Origin of the sequence: Flavobacterium supellecticarium (assembly GCF_004801375.1) — a bacterium.
GTDB lineage: Bacteria > Bacteroidota > Bacteroidia > Flavobacteriales > Flavobacteriaceae > Flavobacterium > Flavobacterium supellecticarium.
The window spans coordinates 453340-473420 of the sequence record NZ_SSNZ01000002.1 but is presented as its reverse complement, the minus strand read 5'-3'; the positions used below and the strand labels follow the sequence as shown (position 1 = coordinate 473420).

General features: G+C 39.4%; 20 protein-coding genes. 12 read left to right on the top strand and 8 right to left on the bottom strand.

The genetic code is table 11. The annotated features are described in order from the left end of the window. The gene (locus E6C50_RS06750) at window positions 1-924 is read left to right on the top strand and encodes a glycosyltransferase family 2 protein (RefSeq protein ID WP_136402440.1); all 924 of its coding nucleotides are present in this window, start codon (window positions 1-3) and stop codon (window positions 922-924) included. On the opposite strand, the gene E6C50_RS06745 is transcribed toward E6C50_RS06750, so the two are convergent. Beyond that, complete coding sequence (locus E6C50_RS06745) at window positions 910-1320, bottom strand: sugar 3,4-ketoisomerase (RefSeq protein WP_136402439.1); 411 nt, start codon at window positions 1318-1320, stop codon at window positions 910-912. The genes E6C50_RS06750 and E6C50_RS06745 overlap by 15 nt on opposite strands. Beyond that, window positions 1313-2158: a glycosyltransferase family 2 protein gene (locus E6C50_RS06740; RefSeq protein ID WP_168732764.1), complete on the bottom strand. Its 846-nt coding sequence runs from the start codon at window positions 2156-2158 to the stop codon at window positions 1313-1315. Before E6C50_RS06740 ends, E6C50_RS06745 begins: the two co-directional genes overlap by 8 nt. 44 nt (window positions 2159-2202) lie before the next feature. On the opposite strand from E6C50_RS06740, the gene E6C50_RS06735 reads away from it, so the two are divergent. Together E6C50_RS06735 and E6C50_RS06730 are read left to right on the top strand one after the other, a co-directional pair. After that, window positions 2203-3357: a glycosyltransferase gene (locus tag E6C50_RS06735; RefSeq protein ID WP_136402437.1), complete on the top strand. Its 1155-nt coding sequence runs from the start codon at window positions 2203-2205 to the stop codon at window positions 3355-3357. 205 nt (window positions 3358-3562) lie between these two features. Beyond that, window positions 3563-4054 (top strand): DapH/DapD/GlmU-related protein, encoded by a 492-nt coding sequence (locus tag E6C50_RS06730; protein ID WP_136402436.1) that lies wholly within the window; start codon window positions 3563-3565, stop codon window positions 4052-4054. A gap of 7 nt (window positions 4055-4061) precedes the next feature. On the opposite strand, the gene E6C50_RS06725 is transcribed toward E6C50_RS06730, so the two are convergent. The 4 genes from E6C50_RS06725 to E6C50_RS06710 are packed head-to-tail and all read right to left on the bottom strand — an operon-like array spanning window position 4062 to window position 8359. Further along, window positions 4062-4778 carry an acyltransferase gene (locus tag E6C50_RS06725; RefSeq protein WP_136402435.1) on the bottom strand — a complete coding sequence of 239 codons (717 nt, stop codon included), beginning with the start codon at window positions 4776-4778 and terminating at the stop codon, window positions 4062-4064. Between the two features lie 38 nt (window positions 4779-4816). Beyond that, window positions 4817-6298: an O-antigen translocase gene (locus E6C50_RS06720; protein ID WP_136402434.1), complete on the bottom strand. Its 1482-nt coding sequence runs from the start codon at window positions 6296-6298 to the stop codon at window positions 4817-4819. 16 nt (window positions 6299-6314) lie between these two features. Then, window positions 6315-7415 carry a DegT/DnrJ/EryC1/StrS family aminotransferase gene (locus E6C50_RS06715; protein WP_136402433.1) on the bottom strand — a complete coding sequence of 367 codons (1101 nt, stop codon included), beginning with the start codon at window positions 7413-7415 and terminating at the stop codon, window positions 6315-6317. Then, window positions 7412-8359 carry a GNAT family N-acetyltransferase gene (locus E6C50_RS06710; RefSeq protein ID WP_136402432.1) on the bottom strand — a complete coding sequence of 316 codons (948 nt, stop codon included), beginning with the start codon at window positions 8357-8359 and terminating at the stop codon, window positions 7412-7414. Before E6C50_RS06710 ends, E6C50_RS06715 begins: the two co-directional genes overlap by 4 nt. A gap of 193 nt (window positions 8360-8552) precedes the next feature. On the opposite strand from E6C50_RS06710, the gene E6C50_RS06705 reads away from it, so the two are divergent. Further along, window positions 8553-10283 carry a T9SS type B sorting domain-containing protein gene (locus tag E6C50_RS06705; protein ID WP_230978970.1) on the top strand — a complete coding sequence of 577 codons (1731 nt, stop codon included), beginning with the start codon at window positions 8553-8555 and terminating at the stop codon, window positions 10281-10283. On the opposite strand, the gene E6C50_RS06700 is transcribed toward E6C50_RS06705, so the two are convergent. After that, window positions 10273-10890 (bottom strand): trimeric intracellular cation channel family protein, encoded by a 618-nt coding sequence (locus E6C50_RS06700; RefSeq protein ID WP_136402431.1) that lies wholly within the window; start codon window positions 10888-10890, stop codon window positions 10273-10275. The genes E6C50_RS06705 and E6C50_RS06700 overlap by 11 nt on opposite strands. 25 nt (window positions 10891-10915) lie before the next feature. Further along, complete coding sequence (locus tag E6C50_RS06695; RefSeq protein ID WP_136402430.1) at window positions 10916-11659, bottom strand: RDD family protein; 744 nt, start codon at window positions 11657-11659, stop codon at window positions 10916-10918. A 28-nt stretch (window positions 11660-11687) separates the two neighbouring features. Here E6C50_RS06695 and E6C50_RS06690 point away from each other — a divergent pair, with 28 nt between their 5' ends. The 8 genes from E6C50_RS06690 (at window position 11688) to E6C50_RS06655 (ending at window position 20070) form a co-directional block, all read left to right on the top strand. Beyond that, window positions 11688-12668 carry a stage II sporulation protein M gene (locus tag E6C50_RS06690; RefSeq protein WP_136402429.1) on the top strand — a complete coding sequence of 327 codons (981 nt, stop codon included), beginning with the start codon at window positions 11688-11690 and terminating at the stop codon, window positions 12666-12668. After that, window positions 12652-13602: a hypothetical protein gene (locus tag E6C50_RS06685; protein ID WP_136402428.1), complete on the top strand. Its 951-nt coding sequence runs from the start codon at window positions 12652-12654 to the stop codon at window positions 13600-13602. Before E6C50_RS06690 ends, E6C50_RS06685 begins: the two co-directional genes overlap by 17 nt. Continuing rightward, window positions 13595-14353 (top strand): DUF4129 domain-containing protein, encoded by a 759-nt coding sequence (locus E6C50_RS06680; RefSeq protein WP_136402427.1) that lies wholly within the window; start codon window positions 13595-13597, stop codon window positions 14351-14353. Before E6C50_RS06685 ends, E6C50_RS06680 begins: the two co-directional genes overlap by 8 nt. Beyond that, window positions 14354-15544 carry a DUF4350 domain-containing protein gene (locus E6C50_RS06675; protein WP_136402426.1) on the top strand — a complete coding sequence of 397 codons (1191 nt, stop codon included), beginning with the start codon at window positions 14354-14356 and terminating at the stop codon, window positions 15542-15544. It begins immediately after the preceding gene. Window position 15545: 1 nt separating this feature from the next. Beyond that, window positions 15546-16562 (top strand): AAA family ATPase, encoded by a 1017-nt coding sequence (locus tag E6C50_RS06670; protein WP_136402425.1) that lies wholly within the window; start codon window positions 15546-15548, stop codon window positions 16560-16562. 32 nt (window positions 16563-16594) lie between these two features. Continuing rightward, the gene (locus tag E6C50_RS06665) at window positions 16595-17926 is read left to right on the top strand and encodes a DUF58 domain-containing protein (protein ID WP_136402424.1); all 1332 of its coding nucleotides are present in this window, start codon (window positions 16595-16597) and stop codon (window positions 17924-17926) included. A 32-nt stretch (window positions 17927-17958) separates the two neighbouring features. Then, the gene (locus E6C50_RS06660; RefSeq protein WP_136402423.1) at window positions 17959-19170 is read left to right on the top strand and encodes an outer membrane beta-barrel protein; all 1212 of its coding nucleotides are present in this window, start codon (window positions 17959-17961) and stop codon (window positions 19168-19170) included. Window positions 19171-19281: 111 nt separating this feature from the next. Continuing rightward, window positions 19282-20070, top strand: coding sequence for a TrmH family RNA methyltransferase (locus E6C50_RS06655; RefSeq protein ID WP_136402422.1), 789 nt, complete (start codon window positions 19282-19284; stop codon window positions 20068-20070). Window positions 20071-20081 lie beyond the last annotated feature (11 nt).

The window sequence follows — 20081 nt, the reverse complement described above, 5'->3', positions numbered from 1 at the left end:
ATGGCTTTTTTTTCCGTTATTATCCCTTTATACAACAAAGAAGCGCATATCCAAAGCACTTTAAACAGTATTCTGAATCAGACGTTTACTGATTTTGAAATCGTTATTATAAATGACGGCTCAACGGATCGTAGCCTGGAAATAGTACAGTCTTATTCCGATCAACGGATTCGGTTATTTACGACTGAAAACCGTGGCGTTTCTGCCACACGGAATCTGGCCATGCGAAAAGCTTCCGGTCCCTATTTTGCTTTTATCGATGCCGATGATTTCTGGTATCCGCAACATCTTGAAAAGTTATACGATACCATTATCGCATTTGATCATCTGAGTGTTTTTAGTACAGTACAGGAAATTGAAACGGCCAACGGAGTTTTCCCGGCCCGTCATAGTAATATAACATCGGCTTTGCTACAGGAAGTCGATCTTTTTGAAACCAGTATGACCCGAAGTATACTGGCTGTTTCTTCTCTCGCTATACACCGGAACGTTACGGAAACCATCGGTTTTTTTAATGAAACGATTTCCAATGGAGAAGATACGGACTATTTTATCCGTATCGGATTTCATTATAAAATCGGACTGTATAATGGTATTACGTCGCGCTATACTTTTGTGAGCGGAAGTTTGTCCAATCGGGCATTCCAAAGGGAGCATTATTGTGATTTTGAGCAGTTTTGGGAAATTGAAAAAAGCAATCCTGCGGCCAAAAAGGTGATTGACCTTAACCGTTTTTCGTTAGCCATTAAATGTAAAATCTATGGCGATCGAGCCAATTACAACCAACTGGTACAGTCTATAGACCGAAGCAATTTAGTTTTTAAACAACGGTTGTTGCTACAACTTCCAGCTCCGGTTTTAGTCTTGCTACATCGGCTTAAAAATTACCTGGAAAAGAAAAATATCCGTTTAGGTGCGTTTTGACGTTATAAAATCGGCATATTCGCGGATATAATCAGCTTCTTCATATACATCAGACGAAATAACCAAACAAATGGCTCCCGATGAAAAATTGTCCAGTTCCCGCCAGATTCCTTCCCGGATTAACAATCCTTTATCCGGACGGTTAAGTGTAACTTTTTCCTTTTCGCTTCCATTGTCCAGCAACACATCAAAACTACCACTTACGGCAATCAGAAATTCTTTTTGGGCAATATGCGCATGTCCGCCACGGTATGCACCACTCGGTACATCATACAAATAATAAACCCGCCTGATTTCAAACGGAACCGTATCTTTTTCTACAACCGCCAGATTTCCTCTTGGATCGGCTATTTTGGGTATGTCTATAAATTCTCCTATTGGTATCGCATCAGTCATATAAAGTATCTTCTTTCTTTTTTAAAATTTCCCTGTAATCCCTGATTCCCTGTAATCCGACTCTAAATTTCGGATAGATTCCGGACAATGGTACATATTTTTTTCGACCTAAAAAAAACATATATTTCAAAAGGTAATAGTAGGCCCCGGTTTTGAATCGTTTATAAAAACCGGCCATTTTTGCATAAATCAACCGATCGGAGGCCACCTCATCACTCGAGGAATAACTTTTGTGAATAACAATGTTTTCGGGACAAAATAAAACTCTCAGCCCTTTATGTAAAGCACTTCGAAGGAAAAACAACGTTTCCGCATCCTGAAATCGGGCACCAAGTCCAAACCATTCGTTATAAACACAATTCTTTTCCCGAAGCGCTTTTGTTTGAGCCGTCACTTCGATGGATAAAACTTTCTCCAGATCGTTTTGCCCCAAAAAAACAGGTCCCTTCGGATAACGACAAAACGGCTTACCATCTGTCGTAAGTGTCTGAAAACAAATTAACGGAACCGATTGATTTTGGTTATACGCATTAATAATTATTTCGCGGAATCCTTCCGGGTAGCTTACATCATCATCGGCTATCAGGACAATTTTTCCGGTTGCCTGATGAAGTGCTATATTCCTGCTTTTGGAAAGTCCTTTTTCAAAAACATTGATCACTTTTACATTAGGATAATCCGAAATCAGTAGTTTTTCCTGTGTGGTCTGATTTACAATCAGCAAACGAAAGGTATGGAAAGGTGAAGACGTAAAAATAGCGTCCAAAAAATCCAAAGTGTCCCTATTCATAGTTGCAATCAGGATTTCTAAATCATCATTTTTAAATGCGTTCTCCAATTTGTTTTTATATTTACACAAATATAAAAATTTCTGCATCGGTAATGAAAATACTTTTAGTAGGGGAATACAGCCGACTCCATAATTCGTTAAAGGAAGGCCTTACGGCTTTAGGACATCAGGTAGTACTGGTAGGTTCCGGTGATCACTTTAAGAATTATGCTGTCGATTACTCGATTCGTACGAAATGGACGACACAATACTGGTTACCCCGAAAAATTAAAAATGCGATTTACCGTTTTTCCGGTCTGGATCTGGAAATGACCGAAAAAGCCATTCGGTTTTACCGGCTTTTACCTCAATTAAAAGGTTTTGATCATATTCAATTAATCAACTCCGATGCACTTGAAACACATCCGTATTGGAGTCGGAAGCTTTATAAAAAGTTATTTGATCAAAATCCAAAAGTGAATCCTTCGCTATTGATTTGCGGAGACGAAACACCGGTCAATGATTACCTGCTACAGGACAAGTTAAAATATTCCGTTTTAACACCGTATCTAAAAGACCGATCGTTACAACCGGAGTTCGAATATTCGTTAAAATATACCTATCCCAATTACCGGAAACTTTTTAATTGGGTTTCGGAAAACTGCAAAACACTAATAGTTTCCGATCTGGATTATAAAATCCCGATGGAAGCTATGGGCAATACCGTTGCGTTTATTCCCAATCCGATTAACAGCGATACAATCCCTTTCACTTCCAGTGCAATTACCGATACGATCATTATTTTCCTGGGAATCAATCGACTGAGTTATACCAAAAAAGGAATTTCTTATTTTGAAGCCGCATTGGAAATCATTCAAAAAAAATACCCGGAACAAATTGAGGTTATTGTGACCGAAAATGTTCCTTATGCCGTTTATATCAACTCCTATAACAAAGCCCATATTCTACTGGATCAGGTGTATGGTTTTGATCAGGGCTATAATGCACTCGAAGCAATGGCTAAGGGAAAAGTGGTTTTTACCGGTGCCGAAACGGAGTTTACCAAACACTATAATTTGCCCGAAAAAGTAGCCATCAATGCCGTTCCGGATGTAGCAGTACTTGTTTCTGAATTGTCATTTCTGATCGAAAATCCGCAGGAAATTACCGCCATCGGACAACGTGCCCGACAGTTTATTGAGAAGGAGCATTATTATACCACAATTGCAAATCGGTATTTGGAAACGTGGACTAAAAGTAAAGTATAACCAGTAAAGCACTATTCTATAGTATTCCGTTTGTGATAACTGCTATTTTTCCTGTTTTCAGATCAGAATCCTATAATTTTTCTTCTAAAAATACAGAATCAGCCCTGTAAGAATCCTTTAAAAGCTGTTTCAAATTCTGATCATATTGTTTATATTAGCTTTTTAAAAGTTTTTAAAAAAACAGAACGCTAATTCTCTCCCATACATGACTACAAACATCATCTCCGACAAAGCGCAAATAGGCAAAAATGTAACCATTGGCCATTTTTGTATTATTGAAGACCATGTGATTATCGGAGATAATACCGTTATCAAAAGTTATGTAGAATTAAGGGAAGGTACCGTAATTGGTTCAAATTGCTATATCGATTCCCGGGTTTCCTCATCCGGAAATTGTACAATTGGCAACAATGTAACGGTCCGTTATGACAGCATTATTGCCCGTGGGGTTACAATTGGAGACAATACGTATATCTGTCCCAAAATGATGACCAACAATCTGGACAATAATATGCAGCAAATTGGCGGTGCATCTATAGGTGCCAATGTCTTTATTGGTACAAATAGTGTATTGCAACACGGAATAACCATAGGCGATAATAGTGTGTTGGGTTCGATGTCGTTTGTGAATAAGGATATTCCCGAAAACGAAGTCTGGTTTGGTAATCCGGCCCGTTTTCAGAAAAAAAACCTATAATTTCCCGTTATAATTTGATGATTTTATATTGCTTTAAAAGCTCTTTTTCGTTGTCCCAGTCACGACTGTAATTGTTTTTAATCAATTTGGCCGGTACACCACCTATCAGTACGTTACTTCCCAAGTCCGTATAATCTTTGGTACATAATGAATTGGAAGCGATGACACAAAAATCGGGCGTACGGGTAAACGCCATAATCGAAACCCGATTGGAAACCGCATTATGTGTTCCGATCGCAATCGCACCCGTCATTGGATATAAAGCCCCGGTCAGTGTATTGATCATTGGATGAGAGTTGGTATCGATCACCTGCGATTCGTAGCCTATACCCGACCAATCGCCAAGGGTAATCCGTTCGGTACAAACCAATTTAACATCAGATCCGAGACAAGCCATATAGCCAAATTCGCAATAGGCCTCTTTCCCGATATAAAACAACACGTCCTTTCCCATATGTGCCGGCCCGTTAAACACTAATTGCCCTTCCAGCCAGAACTCCGCAATGCCTTTTTCTTTTTTAGCTTTTTCAAAACGTTGTCCAAAGCCAATCATCGCTCTGGTAATTGGTCCTTTAATCTCTATCTGACCTTCGATGGTATGAAAATGTACTTTTCCGTAAAAAAAGACCGGTAGTTTTTTCGCTACATCAAACGGAAACTTTTTAAAATTGAAGTAAAGTGTTTTCGTCCAGTTAACGGAATAAAGAAAGCGCAACTTACTCATCTTCCTTTTATATTGCTTCTTTATGGTCTTTAACACACTCATTTTTTTGTTATATATTGTCTTAGTAATCCAAATATCTTTATCTTTTTGTCCAGTTGGTACAGAGAATACAGTCCGGAAATCAGCACCAAAATCCCCATTATTACATACCGCAATATACCATCTTCCAGATACATCGCAAAATAGATCAGGAGTATCCAAACGAAACAACAAATTGCGATTTTATAAAACTCCCGTTCAAAATAAAAATCATAACGGTATTTCGCAATCCCTGTTACAATAATCAGGTGCAAAACATAATAAATTAAAAGGCTCACGCCCAATCCTTCCAAGCCATAGTAATAATAGCCGGCAATATTCAATAGCACCGAAAAAGTATTAAATCCGATTGCCGTTTTAATAAAAATACCGGTATCGCCTTTTGCAATCAAAATATATCCTACCGACCAGGAGATCGCTTTAAAAAACATCCCGAATATCCCCCAGCCGACCATCGCTATAATCGGTGTGAATTTTGTAGAATACAACAGATGGATCAACTGTGGCATCAGCATAATAAAAATCAGAATCACCGGAGTTAGCAATAAAATACCGATCAATGCCTGCTGATTTACACTTTCCCTGACTTTCACATTATCATTTGCAATAACCGCCAGTCTGGGGTAATAATCCGTTCCCATCGCATTAAAAATAATTCCGACATAGGAATTAACAATGGTAATTCCGGCATTAAACAACCCTACCTCTTCCACATCGCCCGTATGACTAATAAATATCTGAACAATATAAGACGCCGCTATAACCAACAAGCCCATAAAACTTAAGGCATAGCCCAATTTCAGCATCTCTTTTCCCTCACGTAGGGCTTCACGGCTCTTTACCGCCTCAGAAGGAATTTTCAGTTTTTTAAAATATACTACCGAAAATACAAAACTAATAATAGCCGATACAAGAATCGAAGGGACAATTGCGTCCAACCCCCAATAATAATACAACGGAACACTGATCACAAGTCCTACACCGCTACCGTATAAATTGGCTTGCGCCAAATACTTATGCTTCCGAAGTCCCTGTAATACGGCGATATTACCGCTGGTTAATTGTTTAAAAAGCAAAACGATAGCTGTCCAGGCAAAAGCCCATGTAAAATCGTAATTTCCAAAAGATAGATAACTCAACCAGGGCGATAACAATAACGTTACCACAAATCCAAGCGTCCCTGTGAGCCAGATCAACCGGGACAAAACACTAATTGTCCGACTTATTTTAGGAGTATCGTTTTCCGTCCCTGCTTGTGAGATATCTTTTACCGCACTCGTCTCCAGTCCGAGGTTTGTAAAACCGCTGATCAAATTAAGTGTTGCATTTAATAATCCGGCGATTCCCATACCAGCCGGACCAATCAGCACGGCAATAATTTTTGATCGGATGACCGAAACCAATATATTGAATACCTGAACACCTCCAAAAATAGAAGTCGCTTTTAAGATATGACGATATGCAGATTGACTTTCGGACATAAACGGTTTTCCGCTCTTAATAATTGTTTAATGCGAGGATGATCGCATCGACCTCAGCGGTTGTTAAAGTCGAATTTAACGGCAGACTCAAGACTTCCCGATGGATTTTTTCGGTTATCGGAAACGACAAACCGTGAAATTGCGGTAGTGCTTTTTGTTGGTGCGGCGGAATTGGGTAATGAATTAACGTACCGATTCCTTTTTCTTCTAAATACCCGGCCAGTGCTTCCCTGTTTTCGGTACGGATCACAAACAGATGAAAAACATGGTTTTCTGAAAAATCATAATAGGGCAATGCAATTTTCGGATTTTGAATTTCCGACAGATAGCGTTTTACGATGCTTTTTCTTTCCGTTGCTTCCACATCGGCATCCGGCAATTTAACATTTAAGATCCCCGCCTGAAATTCATCCAAACGGCTGTTATATCCTATATGATCATTTACATATTTAATTTCCGAACCATAATTCCGTAGGGAATACAGTATTTTTGCCAATTCCGAATCGTTGGTTGTGATTGCTCCCGCATCACCCAAAGCACCAAGGTTTTTACCCGGATAGAAACTAAACCCGGCGGCATCTCCCCAATTACCTGCTTTACGCCCGTTTAAAACCGCCCCATGTGCCTGAGCCGCATCTTCGATAACCAGTAAATTATACTTTTCTGCCAATTTATGGATCCGAACCATGTCTGATAATTGCCCGTATAAATGTACCGCCAATATGGCCTTGGTTGTTTCTGTCCGCTGTTTTTCGGCTTCCAATGGATCAATATTATAGGTCTCCAGTTCCGGTTCTACCAGAATCGGAACCAATTCGGCCTGTAAAATCGCTAAAATACTGGCAATATAGGTATTCGCCGGTACCAGTACGCCATCGCCTTTCTGTAATTTTCCTAATGCGATATAGGCTTTAAAAATAAGGGTTAAAGCGTCCAGCCCATTGCCTACTCCAATACAGTGTTTTACGCCACAATAGTTTGCAAAACCGGCTTCAAATGTCCGAACTTCGTTTCCTAATATATACCAACCGCTGTCCAGAAAAGTTGTAAACTTTTCCTGAAACCGGGATTCATAGGGCTTATTCAGTTTTTTTAGATCTAAAAAGGGTATTTTCATAACGGTAGACTATAAAAATCCTGGGTATACATGTCGCATCCCAGCTCTTCTTTTTGTTTTAACAATCCGGGATTATAGGCTTTCCCTTCTTTCTGGCTAACGGTTCCCATATCGAAAAAGTATTTTCCTTCTGCTTTAAATTTTAAAATCAGCGTGATAAAAAGGTAATCCAGTGCGCGCAGTTTTTCACCTTCTGCCGTTGTGGCACCATATTGCGATTTTACCACTTGCGTATCGACAAACAGGGTAATTCCTGCTACAATCCGACCGTCCCGATATACCGAGTACTGCTGGATATTCTCCGGAAATCTGCGATTTAAAAGTGTCATTTCATCCAGTGTATGCACCGGTTTGGCCTCATATTTTTCGACCAGTCGCGGTTCGAGAACTTCTTTCCAAAAAAGTGTAAAATCCTGTTCCTGTACCACTTCAAGCCGTTCATTTTCCGGTTTCCGGTACCGTTTTAATTTGCTTTTTCCTATTTGCAACGGTTGCTGATAATCGATCGCCATACTTATATCGCTGCGATAAAGCGTTGCACCATTCCGAATCAGGAAGTTATGCCATTCGCGATACGGACTTGCCGTATAAAAAGACGGTCTTGATTTGAATACCAAATGCTCCAGTGGCTCGGCTTTAAGATAATCGCATAATGCGGTAAACAGGCTTTCAAGATAAGCATGCCCGCGGTTTTCTTTAATCAGTAATCCACCATAGGTTAATCCGCCATGCGAGTGGAGTTCTGCGGCTTTGCGATTGGCCGGCAATAAAGCGGCTATTTTTTCATTTTCGAAGACCAATAAAGAATGATCATTAAAACGGTCTTTATGATATTCCATAAAATCCCGATGAAAAAGAAAGGTGCCATTTTCGGACTGATTCACAAAATCATTCCACAAATTATAATCTTTTTCGCTATATTTTCTTATCTTAAAATTTTCCACGCAAGCTGCATAAACTTTGGAAATTTACTACTTTTTTGCCAATTTTTTGTTTTTGATTTCATTCATTTTGGCATCCATTAGTATTTTGGCATTCAAATAATTACTAAATTTAGAACCGTCAAATTCAAAATTAATGCCTTTGAATCGAAAATTACGCTGTCTTGTTTACTTTATTTCTGTACTATTTTCCCCTATGGTAATAGCACAGGACATCAGTCTTTACAATCAGTTTAACGGACGGTATGATTTCACTTTTATAGGAAACACGCTGAATCCGGAGGAAAATTCCTTTCAATTGGCACCGTCTGTTTACACCAGTTCGTCGGCCACATTAAATCTTGCATCCGGCAATACCATCGAAAAAGCCTATTTGTATTGGGCAGGTTCCGGACTGGGTGATTTCGACATAAAACTCAACAATATTCCTATCCGACCCGACCGAACTTTTAGTTATCAACGCAATGCAACCGGAATTATCCTGGACTATTTCAGCGCTTTTAAGGACATTACCGACTTGGTCCAACAAATAGGGAACGGTCAATACACCATCTCCGATCTGGATGTTTCGCCTTATATCGCGCAACATTTTATCCGGAGAACCAATTTTGCAGGTTGGGCCATTATTATCGTTTACAAAAATGAGACTTTGCCTTTAAATCAGTTAAATGTATATGACGGAATGCAGGCTGTTCCGGACGTGGTTAATATTACCCTTTCGAGTCTGAATGTTATCGACAATCAAAATGCTAAAATTGGTTTTCTGGCCTGGGAAGGCGACAAAGACATCCTCGTTAACGAAACATTGCGTATTAATGGAAATATTCTAAGCAATCCACCATTAAATCCGGCTAATAATGCTTTTAATGGTACCAATAGTATAACCGGAAGTACGACCTTATACAATATGGACCTGGATGTTTACGATATTCAGAACAATATTGCCATTGGCGACACCTCTGCTACCATACAACTGACTTCCGGTCAGGATTTTGTGATGATCAACGCGATTGTCACCAAACTAAACAGTCAGCTTCCCGATGCTTCCGTTAGTATCGATAACATCGGTAGCAGTTGTAATTCCAAAACCATTACCGTCGATTTTACTGTTTATAACCGGGAAAGCACCAACCCGTTACCACAAGGCACCGGGATAAAACTATATGCCAACGAAACACTTGTTGGCACCTATCAAACCTTAACGACTATCCCTATTGACGGACACGAAACCCGTTCGGTTACTGTCGTTTTACCCGAAACGATTGCTTCTCCTTTTACTTTAAAAGTTGTGGTAGATCCGGACAATACGGTAGCCGAGATACACGAAGACAATAATGAAGCTTCTGTAACAGCCAACTTAAATGTATCGCCACAAGTCAATCCGTTACCACCATTAAAGGTTTGCAACAAAGGTTACGGATCAGGTTATTACGATTTTTCAAATTATGACGAACTGGTTAAAACCGATCCTTCGCAAACGGTCAGCTTCCACGAAACGGCCGAAGATGCCAATCAAAATGTGAATCCAATCTATAATAGTCATCATTATCTATCCGATCAATCACCAAAAGAACTGTTTGTCCGCGTAGGCGATGCAAACTGCTATACGGTAACATCTTTTATTCTACAAACCTATAATTGTCCGCCTACGATTTACAACGCAGTTTCGGCCAACGGAGACGGTCTTAACGATACCTTTTTTATTGAAGGACTGCGAACTATTTTCCTAAACTTCGAAATTTACATTTATAACCGATGGGGCAAACTGGTATGGCGCGGCGATCAGTACACGGAAGACTGGAACGGACTTATAAAGGACGGTGTTGGCCACGAACTCGCTCCGGAAGGTACTTATTTTTATATTTTAAAACTAAACGATCCGGATTATCCGAACGATTTAACCGGTTTTGTATACCTTACCCGTTAGGCGGATTTCGGTGTTCCAGCGTAGGCAAATACCATTCAAATTTGACAGCCATCAAACGGATCACGATGATCACTACCGACGTTGTTAAATACAACACATCTTCCTGTACGTTCCATTTGCGCAACAGAAAAAAGACAATTCCACCAATGATACAGATGGTCGCATAAATTTCTTTTCGGAAAATCACCGGTATATCGTTACATAAAATATCACGAATAACACCACCAAAACAAGCTGTCATGGTACCCAATGCAATACAAATGATTGGATGCAGGTTAATAGCGATTCCTTTTTCGAGGCCAATTAATGTAAAAACGCCCAAACCAACCGTATCAAACAAAAACAAAGAGGTTCGCAGTTTATCGAGACTTTTCCGAAAAACCAATGCCAAAAAGTAACCGATCGTAATCATATACACATAATCCAGATTTTGCATCCAGCCAACCGGTGTTCGGCCAATAAGCACATCGCGCACAGTACCACCACCAACAGCCGTTACAAAGGCAATAATAAACACGCCAAACGGATCCATTTTTTTATTCATCGCCGTCAATGCACCTGACAATGCGAAGGCCATCGTCCCCAAAATATCCAATAAATGAAACATAATTTTGTTTTTAGCAGTTTTAACGCTACATATTGCGTGTATAGTAGTTGTAATCTTTTAAAACGGTTCGGATAAAATCACTGTCATTTCCGGACTGATTTTTAATGCCTGTTACCGATTCTATTTTTTCCCGTAACTGATAGATTAATTTAAAATCTTCCGCGCGTAATGCCGATTCGAAGGTTTCCTTGATAATCCGGACATCATTATCCGAAAGTTTGATCACCAATGGATAAATCGGCACATAACCCTCGTCTATTTCCTGCAAAATGGTATGATCGATATTAATGTCACGTTTTAGACTAATCACTGCGGTTCCTGCGGCCATATCGCCCAACCGCTGACTTTTATTACTGGCCAGAATCGCAACCAGTCCGATTACGCCACTTCCGATACCAAATTCCACTATCCGGAATATCCAACGGATCAGATAATCGCCAAAACCGGCCTGATAACCATCAATTTTGATCACCTTTATTTTCATTATTTTTTTTCCAACCGTTTGTCCTTCCATCAAACTTTCCTGTACCAGCGAATACAACATTACCGGCAATCCAAACAGCATCATAATCGCACCCGACGTCCACGGATCGGCGCCTTCAAAGAATTTTTGGATGTTCAGCAAATAGAAAAACACATAGATTATCACCACAACATAGGCAATTTTCACCAGCATATCCAAAAGTTCGGACACAATTCTTGTACCAACTGAAGCCGTTTTAAAACTTATATTAACATTTTGCGTTGTTACTATTGATAATTCTGACATATTTTATACTTTAGCTTTTTGCGAATGTATGAGAGAAGTTGCATTTATTAAACAAAATAAAGAAAAATGGCTTGAATTTGAGCAAGCAATTTTCGGTAAATCTAAGAAAAATCCTGATGATCTGGCCAGTTTGTATATCCATCTAATGAATGATTTGGCATATGCACAGACCTACTATCCCAAAAGTAAGACGGTAGTTTACTTAAATTATCTCGCTTCGCAAACCTATCAGAAAGTCTACAAAACCAAACGAGAAGAGACCAACAGGCTGGTTCATTTTTTTAAAACCGAAGTCCCGCTTTTGGTCTACGAATACCGTCGTTACCTACTTTATGCTTTTATTTTATTCTTTGCATGTACCGGTATTGGCGTACTTTCGGCTCATAATGACGCTACTTTTGTACGGCTTATTTTGGGAGACGGTTATGTAAACCAGACACTCGAAAACATTAAGGAAGGTAATCCCGTCGCGATTTATAAAAGCGGAAGCAACTGGGGCAGTTTTATCGGCATCACGATTAACAACCTGATGGTGGGTATGCGTTGTTATATCTACGGCATCTTTGCCGGGATCGGTACTTTTTTTGTACTGATTCAGAATTCGATTATGCTTGGATCGTTCCAATACTTTTTCTATCAGGAAAAGGTATTTTGGGAAAGTGTTCGCGGTATCTGGATTCACGGCGCTATGGAAATCTTTGGTATCGTTATCGAATCGGCGGCCGGTTTTATCCTTGGCGCCAGCATCTTGTTTCCGAAAACATTTTCAAGACTTACATCGTTTAAAACCGGACTCAAAAACAGTCTTAAAATATTTTTAAGTACGATGCCGTTTACTATCGCAGCTGGCTTTCTCGAAGGTTTTATCACCCGATATTCGATCGATATGCCGAGAGCCTTAAACGTATTGATCATTTTGGGCACACTGGCTCTTATTTCTTTTTATTACCTGATTTATCCTTATATTCTCCATAAAAAATTAACCCGAAAACATGTTTCAACTTTATAAAAAAAGAAATTTCAACGAATTAGTCGGCGATACTTTTAGCTTTTTTAAATTATATGGAAGACATTATTTCCGAAACTACCTGATTGTAAACGGTGGTTTTGTGCTTATTTTACTAGTGCTGGTGTTTTTCCTTTTTAAAGTATTTTACGAAGGAACCCTTTCCGGTTTGAATAATGGCGCACCCGGAAATCAATTTGACAGTTTTATCGCAGAAAACTTTTTACTGTTTCTTGGCTTCGGCGGATTGTCGGCTATTCTAATGCTCATTATCAGCTTGATCAGCTATCTCTATCCGGTAGTTTATCTGGACTTGTTATCCCGAAAAAAAGATTTTGACACGGCGGAAATCACCCGAATGGTCAAATCTAAAATTGGAAAGGTGCTTCTTTTTTTCATCCTTTCAATGTTCACTGCTATCCCGCTAATCGCGCTGACTTTTATATTGTCGTTTGCTTTGGCCTTTATCCTAATCGGAATCCCGATAATACTGCTTCTGATTCCGGCGGCAGGTTCCTGGTTATCGCTGAGTTTCTATAATTATATTTCGACCGATGATGATTATTTCGCCTCGCTAAGCAAAGCGTTCCGAATGATGAAAAGCAAATTCTGGCCTATCATTGGTTCTACATTTGTCATGTATCTTATCGTACAGGCTATTGTAGGAACGATCTCGATGATTCCGTATATTATCGGAGTGGCTTCGGTATTTACTACCCTTGACAATCCGGGTTCTTTTGATCCGGAGTCTTCCAATCCGTTTTCGTTTTTTGTGATCATGATGTTGTTGGTATTTGTACTGTCGGTACTTTTAAATTTCTTTATGCAGAATCTGTTATTGGTCAACAACGGCGTGATCTATTACAGCATCCGCGAAGAATCGGAAAACAACACGTCTAAAAATGATATTGATTTGATTGGTACACAAAGTGAATAAATTTCTCCTTTATATTATCCTGTTTTTTTCCTCTTTTACGACTTTTTCACAAGTGGTCGAACTCGAGGATCCACCTGCTGTTGCCCAAAAAAATCTGGACGTTCAAAAATGGTCGGATACCACGGCAATACAACCGTTGCCCTTTCAGTCTAATTTTAAAGAAAACTATTCCGGAACGGATTTCCAATATGAAACCGTAGCGCCCGACACCAGTGCCTGGAATAATTTCAAAGCCTGGTTACAATATTGGCTGGGCCGTATTTTTTCCTTTGGACTGGACGGTGCCAATCCAACCGCATTGGAAATTGTTTTAAAAGTTATAGCGATATTGATCGTACTCTTTGTGGTTTATATGATTGTAAAAACGATCCTTAATAAGGAAGGCAATTGGATTTTTGGGAAATCATCACAAAAGAAAATCGCGACTTCCGATGCGATCGACGAAGACATTCATTCCATTAATTTTGAAAAGGCAATACGGGATTCCAAAAACAATAACGATTACCGACTAGCGATCCGTTATTATTATCTGTGGTTACTCAAACGTCTATCCGATAAATCACTTATCGAATGGGATATTGAAAAAACCAATTCCGATTATTTGTATGAAATTAGCAATCCTAAATTACGACACGACTTTGCCTATCTTTCCTATATCTACGATTATAGCTGGTATGGTGAATTTGAACTAAACGAAACGGCTTTTATCCAATCGGAAAAAACGTTTCTCAACACCTTTAATTCCTTATAAATGAACCGGACTTTAAAACTATATATCGCTTTTCTGGTTTTGATAATTGTTGGAATTATTGTTATTGATTCCGGCCGACCAAAACCGATTAACTGGACGCCAAGTTATACGATCCAGGACAAGATTCCGTTTGGTTTGTATGTATTTAACAAGGAAATCCCAAGCCTTTTTCCGAAGCAAAAAATAGTACGTTTCGGGACTACGGTTTATGAATTTCTGGATCCAAAATACAGTTATGCCGATTCGACCTATACCGCTAAAGGAACCATCCTGATGATTTCCGACCAAAATACGATCGACGACACCTCGGCCGACGAGCTGTTGTATTTCGTTGATCATGGTAATACGGCTTTTTTAAGTATGCAGTCGTTTCCTAAAAAATTAATGGATTCCTTAAAATTTGATTACAGTACAGGCATGTCATTGGAAAATAAAATGCTGCAAAAACTAAGTGCAAATAACCTTAAGGATCAAACCTATAATTTCCACAGAGGTAGCGGAAATGTGAGTTTCAGTTCGATCGATTCTACTACAACCGATGTTTTGGGCTATCAGCAAACGGATACCGTTAAAAATGCGAACTTTATCCGGGTTCCTTACGGCATGGGCTATTTTCTGCTGCATACGCAACCGGCCGCTTTTTCGAATTATGTATTGTTGAAAGACAAAAATGCCGAATATTGCAGTGCCATTTTATCGTACATCCCAAAAGGGGAACTGTTTTGGCAATCGTTTAGTTATAATGATCAGCATATTTCCGGTTCACCAATGCGCTATATCCTGAGTCAGCCGGCCTTAAAATGGGCCTGGTATCTTTTCCTGATCGGAATGTTTGTATTTATGCTCTTTAATGCCAAACGACGCCAACGGGTGATTCCGATAAAAGAACCGGTACCGAATACCACGGTCGATTTTACCAAGACAATCGGAAATCTTTACCTTCAGGAAGGTAGTCACCATTTGATTATTGAAAAAAAGATCATTTATTTTCTCGAAAAAATACGATCGGAATACCTGATCGATACGTTCCAACTGGACGAAACCTTTGTTAAAAGGCTACATCAGAAAACCGGAAAAGATCCCGTACTAATCGAAAAAGTTGTACGTCTGATCCAAAAACACCGAAATGAGCTTGTGAGCACCCAAGCCGATGTCATTGAAATTAGTAAAGCAATAGAAAAATTAAAGTAATATGGATACTTTTGAAAATACCCCAACCGAGCAAACACAAACCGAAAATGTAAATTTTGAAACCCGACTGGATCTTTCGGCACTTTTAGAAAGTGTAACCCGAATCAAACAGGAACTGGCAACCGTTATCGTAGGTCAGGAAAAAATGATTGATCAGCTTTTGGCGGCCATTCTTTCCAACGGTCACGTATTACTGGAAGGTGTTCCCGGTGTTGCCAAAACCATTACCGCCAAACTCCTTTCGAAAACACTGGCTTTGCAGTTTAACCGAATTCAGTTTACACCCGATTTGATGCCTTCGGATATTCTGGGAACTTCCGTTTTCGATTTATCCAAATCGGCTTTTGAGTTTAAAAAAGGGCCTATTTTTTCCAATTTTATATTAATCGATGAAATCAACCGCGCCCCGGCCAAAACACAGGCGGCACTTTTTGAGGTGATGGAAGAACGCCAAATCACTATTGACGGTAAAACCTATCTGTTAGACACCCCTTTTCTGGTAATCGCGACTCAAAATCCAATCGAACAGGAAGGTACGTATCGCTTACCGGAAGCACAACTCGATCGTTTCCTTTTTAAGATCAACATCAACTATCCGAATCTGGAAGAGGAAATCGCGATTATTCAGCGTGAAAATGCCTTACAAGACCGAAACAAATTAGAATCAATTCAGCAAATCATTACGCAAAGCGATATTCTAAACTATCAAAGTCTGATCAAACAAATCCGTATTGAACCGAATCTGATTGAATATATTGCCAAAATCGTGTTGAATTCCCGTGAAAATGCATTCCTCTATTTGGGCGCTTCACCAAGGGCCTCGATCGCCATTCTAAACGCATCCAAAGCATTTGCAGCTTTACGCGGACGCGATTTCGTAAGTCCGGAAGATATCAAAGAAGCCGCAATACCGGTATTACAACACCGTGTGGTGGTGAGTCCGGAGCGCGAAATGGAAGGCATCACCAGTGCGGAAATCATCAAACAGATCGTCGACACGGTTGAAATCCCAAGATAGGTCGTTACTGTTCATTTTTTATCACTATAGCTTTGAACTTTTTTAAAAAACTATACCTCAACAACTTCTTTTTCTATAGCCTACTCGGGATTATAGTAAGCTTTGTGCTGGCCTATTTTTTCGAGGAACTCTATCGCGTGAGCTGGTTGTTGTTCTGGTTGTTACTCGCCTTTACGGGCATTGACATCCTATTGCTTTTCACCGCAAAAGAAGGGATAAAAGCCTCGCGCGTGCTGCCGGAAAAATTATCCAATGGCGATGAAAATCCCGTTACGGTAAAACTAAAAAGCGTGTATTCTTTTGATATCTGGCTAAAGATTATCGATGAAATTCCATTCCAGTTTCAGGTACGTAATTTCGAAGTGAACCGTAAGCTTAACCGACACGAAAAAGACCATTTCCAATATTTCCTCCGTCCAACCGAACGGGGCGAATATTCCTTTGGCAATCTGAATGTCTATGTTGCCTCACCATTACGTCTTGTCGCCAGACGTTTTACTTTTGATCACAATCAAACCCTTCCCACCTATCCGTCGTTTATACAGTTGCGCAAATACGATTTGATGGCTTTTTCGAATAACCTGTTTCAATATGGGGTAAAAAAAATAAGACGGATCGGTCATACGATGGAATTTGAACAAATCAAAGAATATGTGCCGGGCGACGATATTCGTACGCTAAACTGGAAGGCCACAGCCAAAAGGAATCAGCTGATGGTCAACCAATATCAGGACGAAAAATCACAGAATGTCTATATGATCATCGATAAAGGGCGTACGATGAAAATGCCTTTTAACGGATTAAGTCTGCTGGATTATTCGATTAATGCTTCACTCGCCTTATCGAATGTAATTCTAAAAAAACAGGACAAAGCCGGTATGATGACATTTTCCAAAAAAATTGAAAACCGCGTGGTGGCCGAACGACGTCAATCGCAGATGCACCTCATCATGGAAGCCCTTTATAATATCCGAACGGATTTTTTCGAAAGTGACTTCGGTCGGTTGTATGTCGATGTCAAAAAGAATATCAATCAACGTAGTCTTATTCTTTTGTATACCAATTTTGAGACACTCGACGGACTTTACAGACAGCTTCCGTATTTAAAAGGTATTGCCAAAAACCATTTACTGGTTGTGATCTTTTTTAACAACACCGAACTCAACCAACTGATCGATAAAAAAATAACCACCGTACAGGATGTATACGACCAGACTATCGCCGAAAAATTTGCCTTTGAAAAACGCCTGATTGTAAACGAACTTAAAAAATACGGTATCTATTCCGTATTAACCCAACCGGAACACTTAACACTCGACACTATCAATAAATATTTAGAAATTAAATCAAGAGGAATACTTTAATTTAACATTCAAACAAACATTTAAACAAAATCATGAGAAAAATTTTACTATTTGCCTTATTACTTATTACCTCCCTTTCCGTCCAGGCGCAAATCAAATTTGAAGAAGGATACATTATTAAAAACGGCAATGAACGGATGAGCTGCTGGATTAAAAATCTTGACTGGCGTAACAATCCTAAAGAAATCGAATACAAACGAGACCAAAACGGCGTGGTGGAAACTGCCAATTGGTCCAATACTAAAGAATTTGGGTTTATCAATCAAAAAGTTAAATTTATCAGTGCCTGGATCAAACTGGATCGTTCGTCCGAAAAACAAAATTCTTTAAGTAAAAGTCCGGAACCTGTTTTTAATGAAGAAGGACAATTCCTAAGAGTTTTAGTTCAGGGGGATGCTTCTCTTTATTTATTTGAAGATGAAAATTCGTATAAGTTTTTCTATTCGCATAATGGCTCCGAAATTGAACCGCTTATTTTCAAATCGTATCTTGAAGGTACTGAAATCAGAGCCAATGAGGAATATAAAAACCAACTCTATACCAATTTAAAATGTGAAGCCATCACCCGTGATTTGCTGCGTGCCACTCGTTACCGTGATAACGACCTGATTGCCCTTTTTGAAAAATACAATACGTGTAAAAATCCATCCGGAACCGCTACTGCTTTTAAACAGGAGATTGTTCGAAAAAGCGCTTTACACCTTAGTGCGCGAATCGGCTTAAACACGACTTCAGCTTCTTTTGACAGTAATTCTAAAAACTTTGGCGAACCGTATGTTGATTTTGGTAACAAAATGACATTCCGAATTGGTGCCGAATTAGAGTATATTTTACCGTTATACGGAAACAAATGGAGTCTGATTCTGGAACCAAGTTTCCAGTCTTACAAATCAGAAATCATTCAGGATGGTTACACACATTCGCTTGATTATAAATCGCTTGATATTCCGGTTGGTGTTCGTTACTATATGCACTTAAACGACAAATCCGCTTTATTTATCAACGGTATCTTTAGCTATAATATTGATTTGGGTTCCAAACTTGTTTACACCGTTTACAAGCAACCTACAGAAGTCAATGTAGATCCTGTTTATAATTTTGGTATCGGTGCCGGTTTCCGTTTCTTAGAGCGTTTCAGTTTTGAATTGCGTTATGCAACAAACCGTAGCCTTGTTAATACCCAAACACAATACGACAGTAAATACAATACCACTTCATTTATCTTAGGATATCGATTATTCTAAAAAAATAAAAATAGTAAGGACAGCTGTTATTCCTCCGGCTATCCTTGTTATATTTATAAATTTAAGTTTATTTTTACCCGTAAAAAATAACGCATACATCATTTTACAACAATGAAGCAGATTAGTAGTGTACAGAATCCTTTTATTAAATCGTTGCTCCAGTTACAGGACAAAGCCAAAAACCGGAAACAATCCGGCACTTTCCTTATTGAAGGTCAGCGGGAAATAATGCTGGCACAAAAAGGTGGTTACCGACTTATTACTGTTTTATTTTCTCCGGAAATAATTTCACTTTCAGCTGTTAATCAAATAACGACATCAGATACTGAAATTATCGAAATCAGTAAAGAAGTCTACCAAAAACTGGCCTACCGTGATACGACGGAAGGTATTCTGGCCATAGCCGAATCGAAATCCTTGTTGTTATCCGATTTAAAACTACGGAAAAATCCACTTATTCTGGTAGCCGAAGCTCCGGAAAAACCCGGAAATATTGGTGCTTTATTACGAACTGCCGATGCGGCCAATCTGGATGCCGTTATTATTGCCAATCCCAAAAGCGACCTTTACAATCCAAACATCATCCGTTCCAGCGTGGGCTGTCTTTTTACCAGACCTATAGCAACCGGATCGACCGAAGACGTTATCGCCTATCTTAAAGATCAGGGGATCGCTATTTACTGTGCGACATTACAAGATTCGACACACTATCATACACAAGACTATACCGGTGCCACTGCGCTTGTAGTAGGTACAGAAGCCACCGGACTTACTAAGGCATGGCGTACCGCCAGTAAGCAAAATATTATCATCCCTATGGAAGGGGAAATCGATTCCATGAATGTTTCCGTTGCCGCTGCAATTCTAATCTTTGAAGCCAAAAGACAACGACTCCCATAACCCAAATTAAT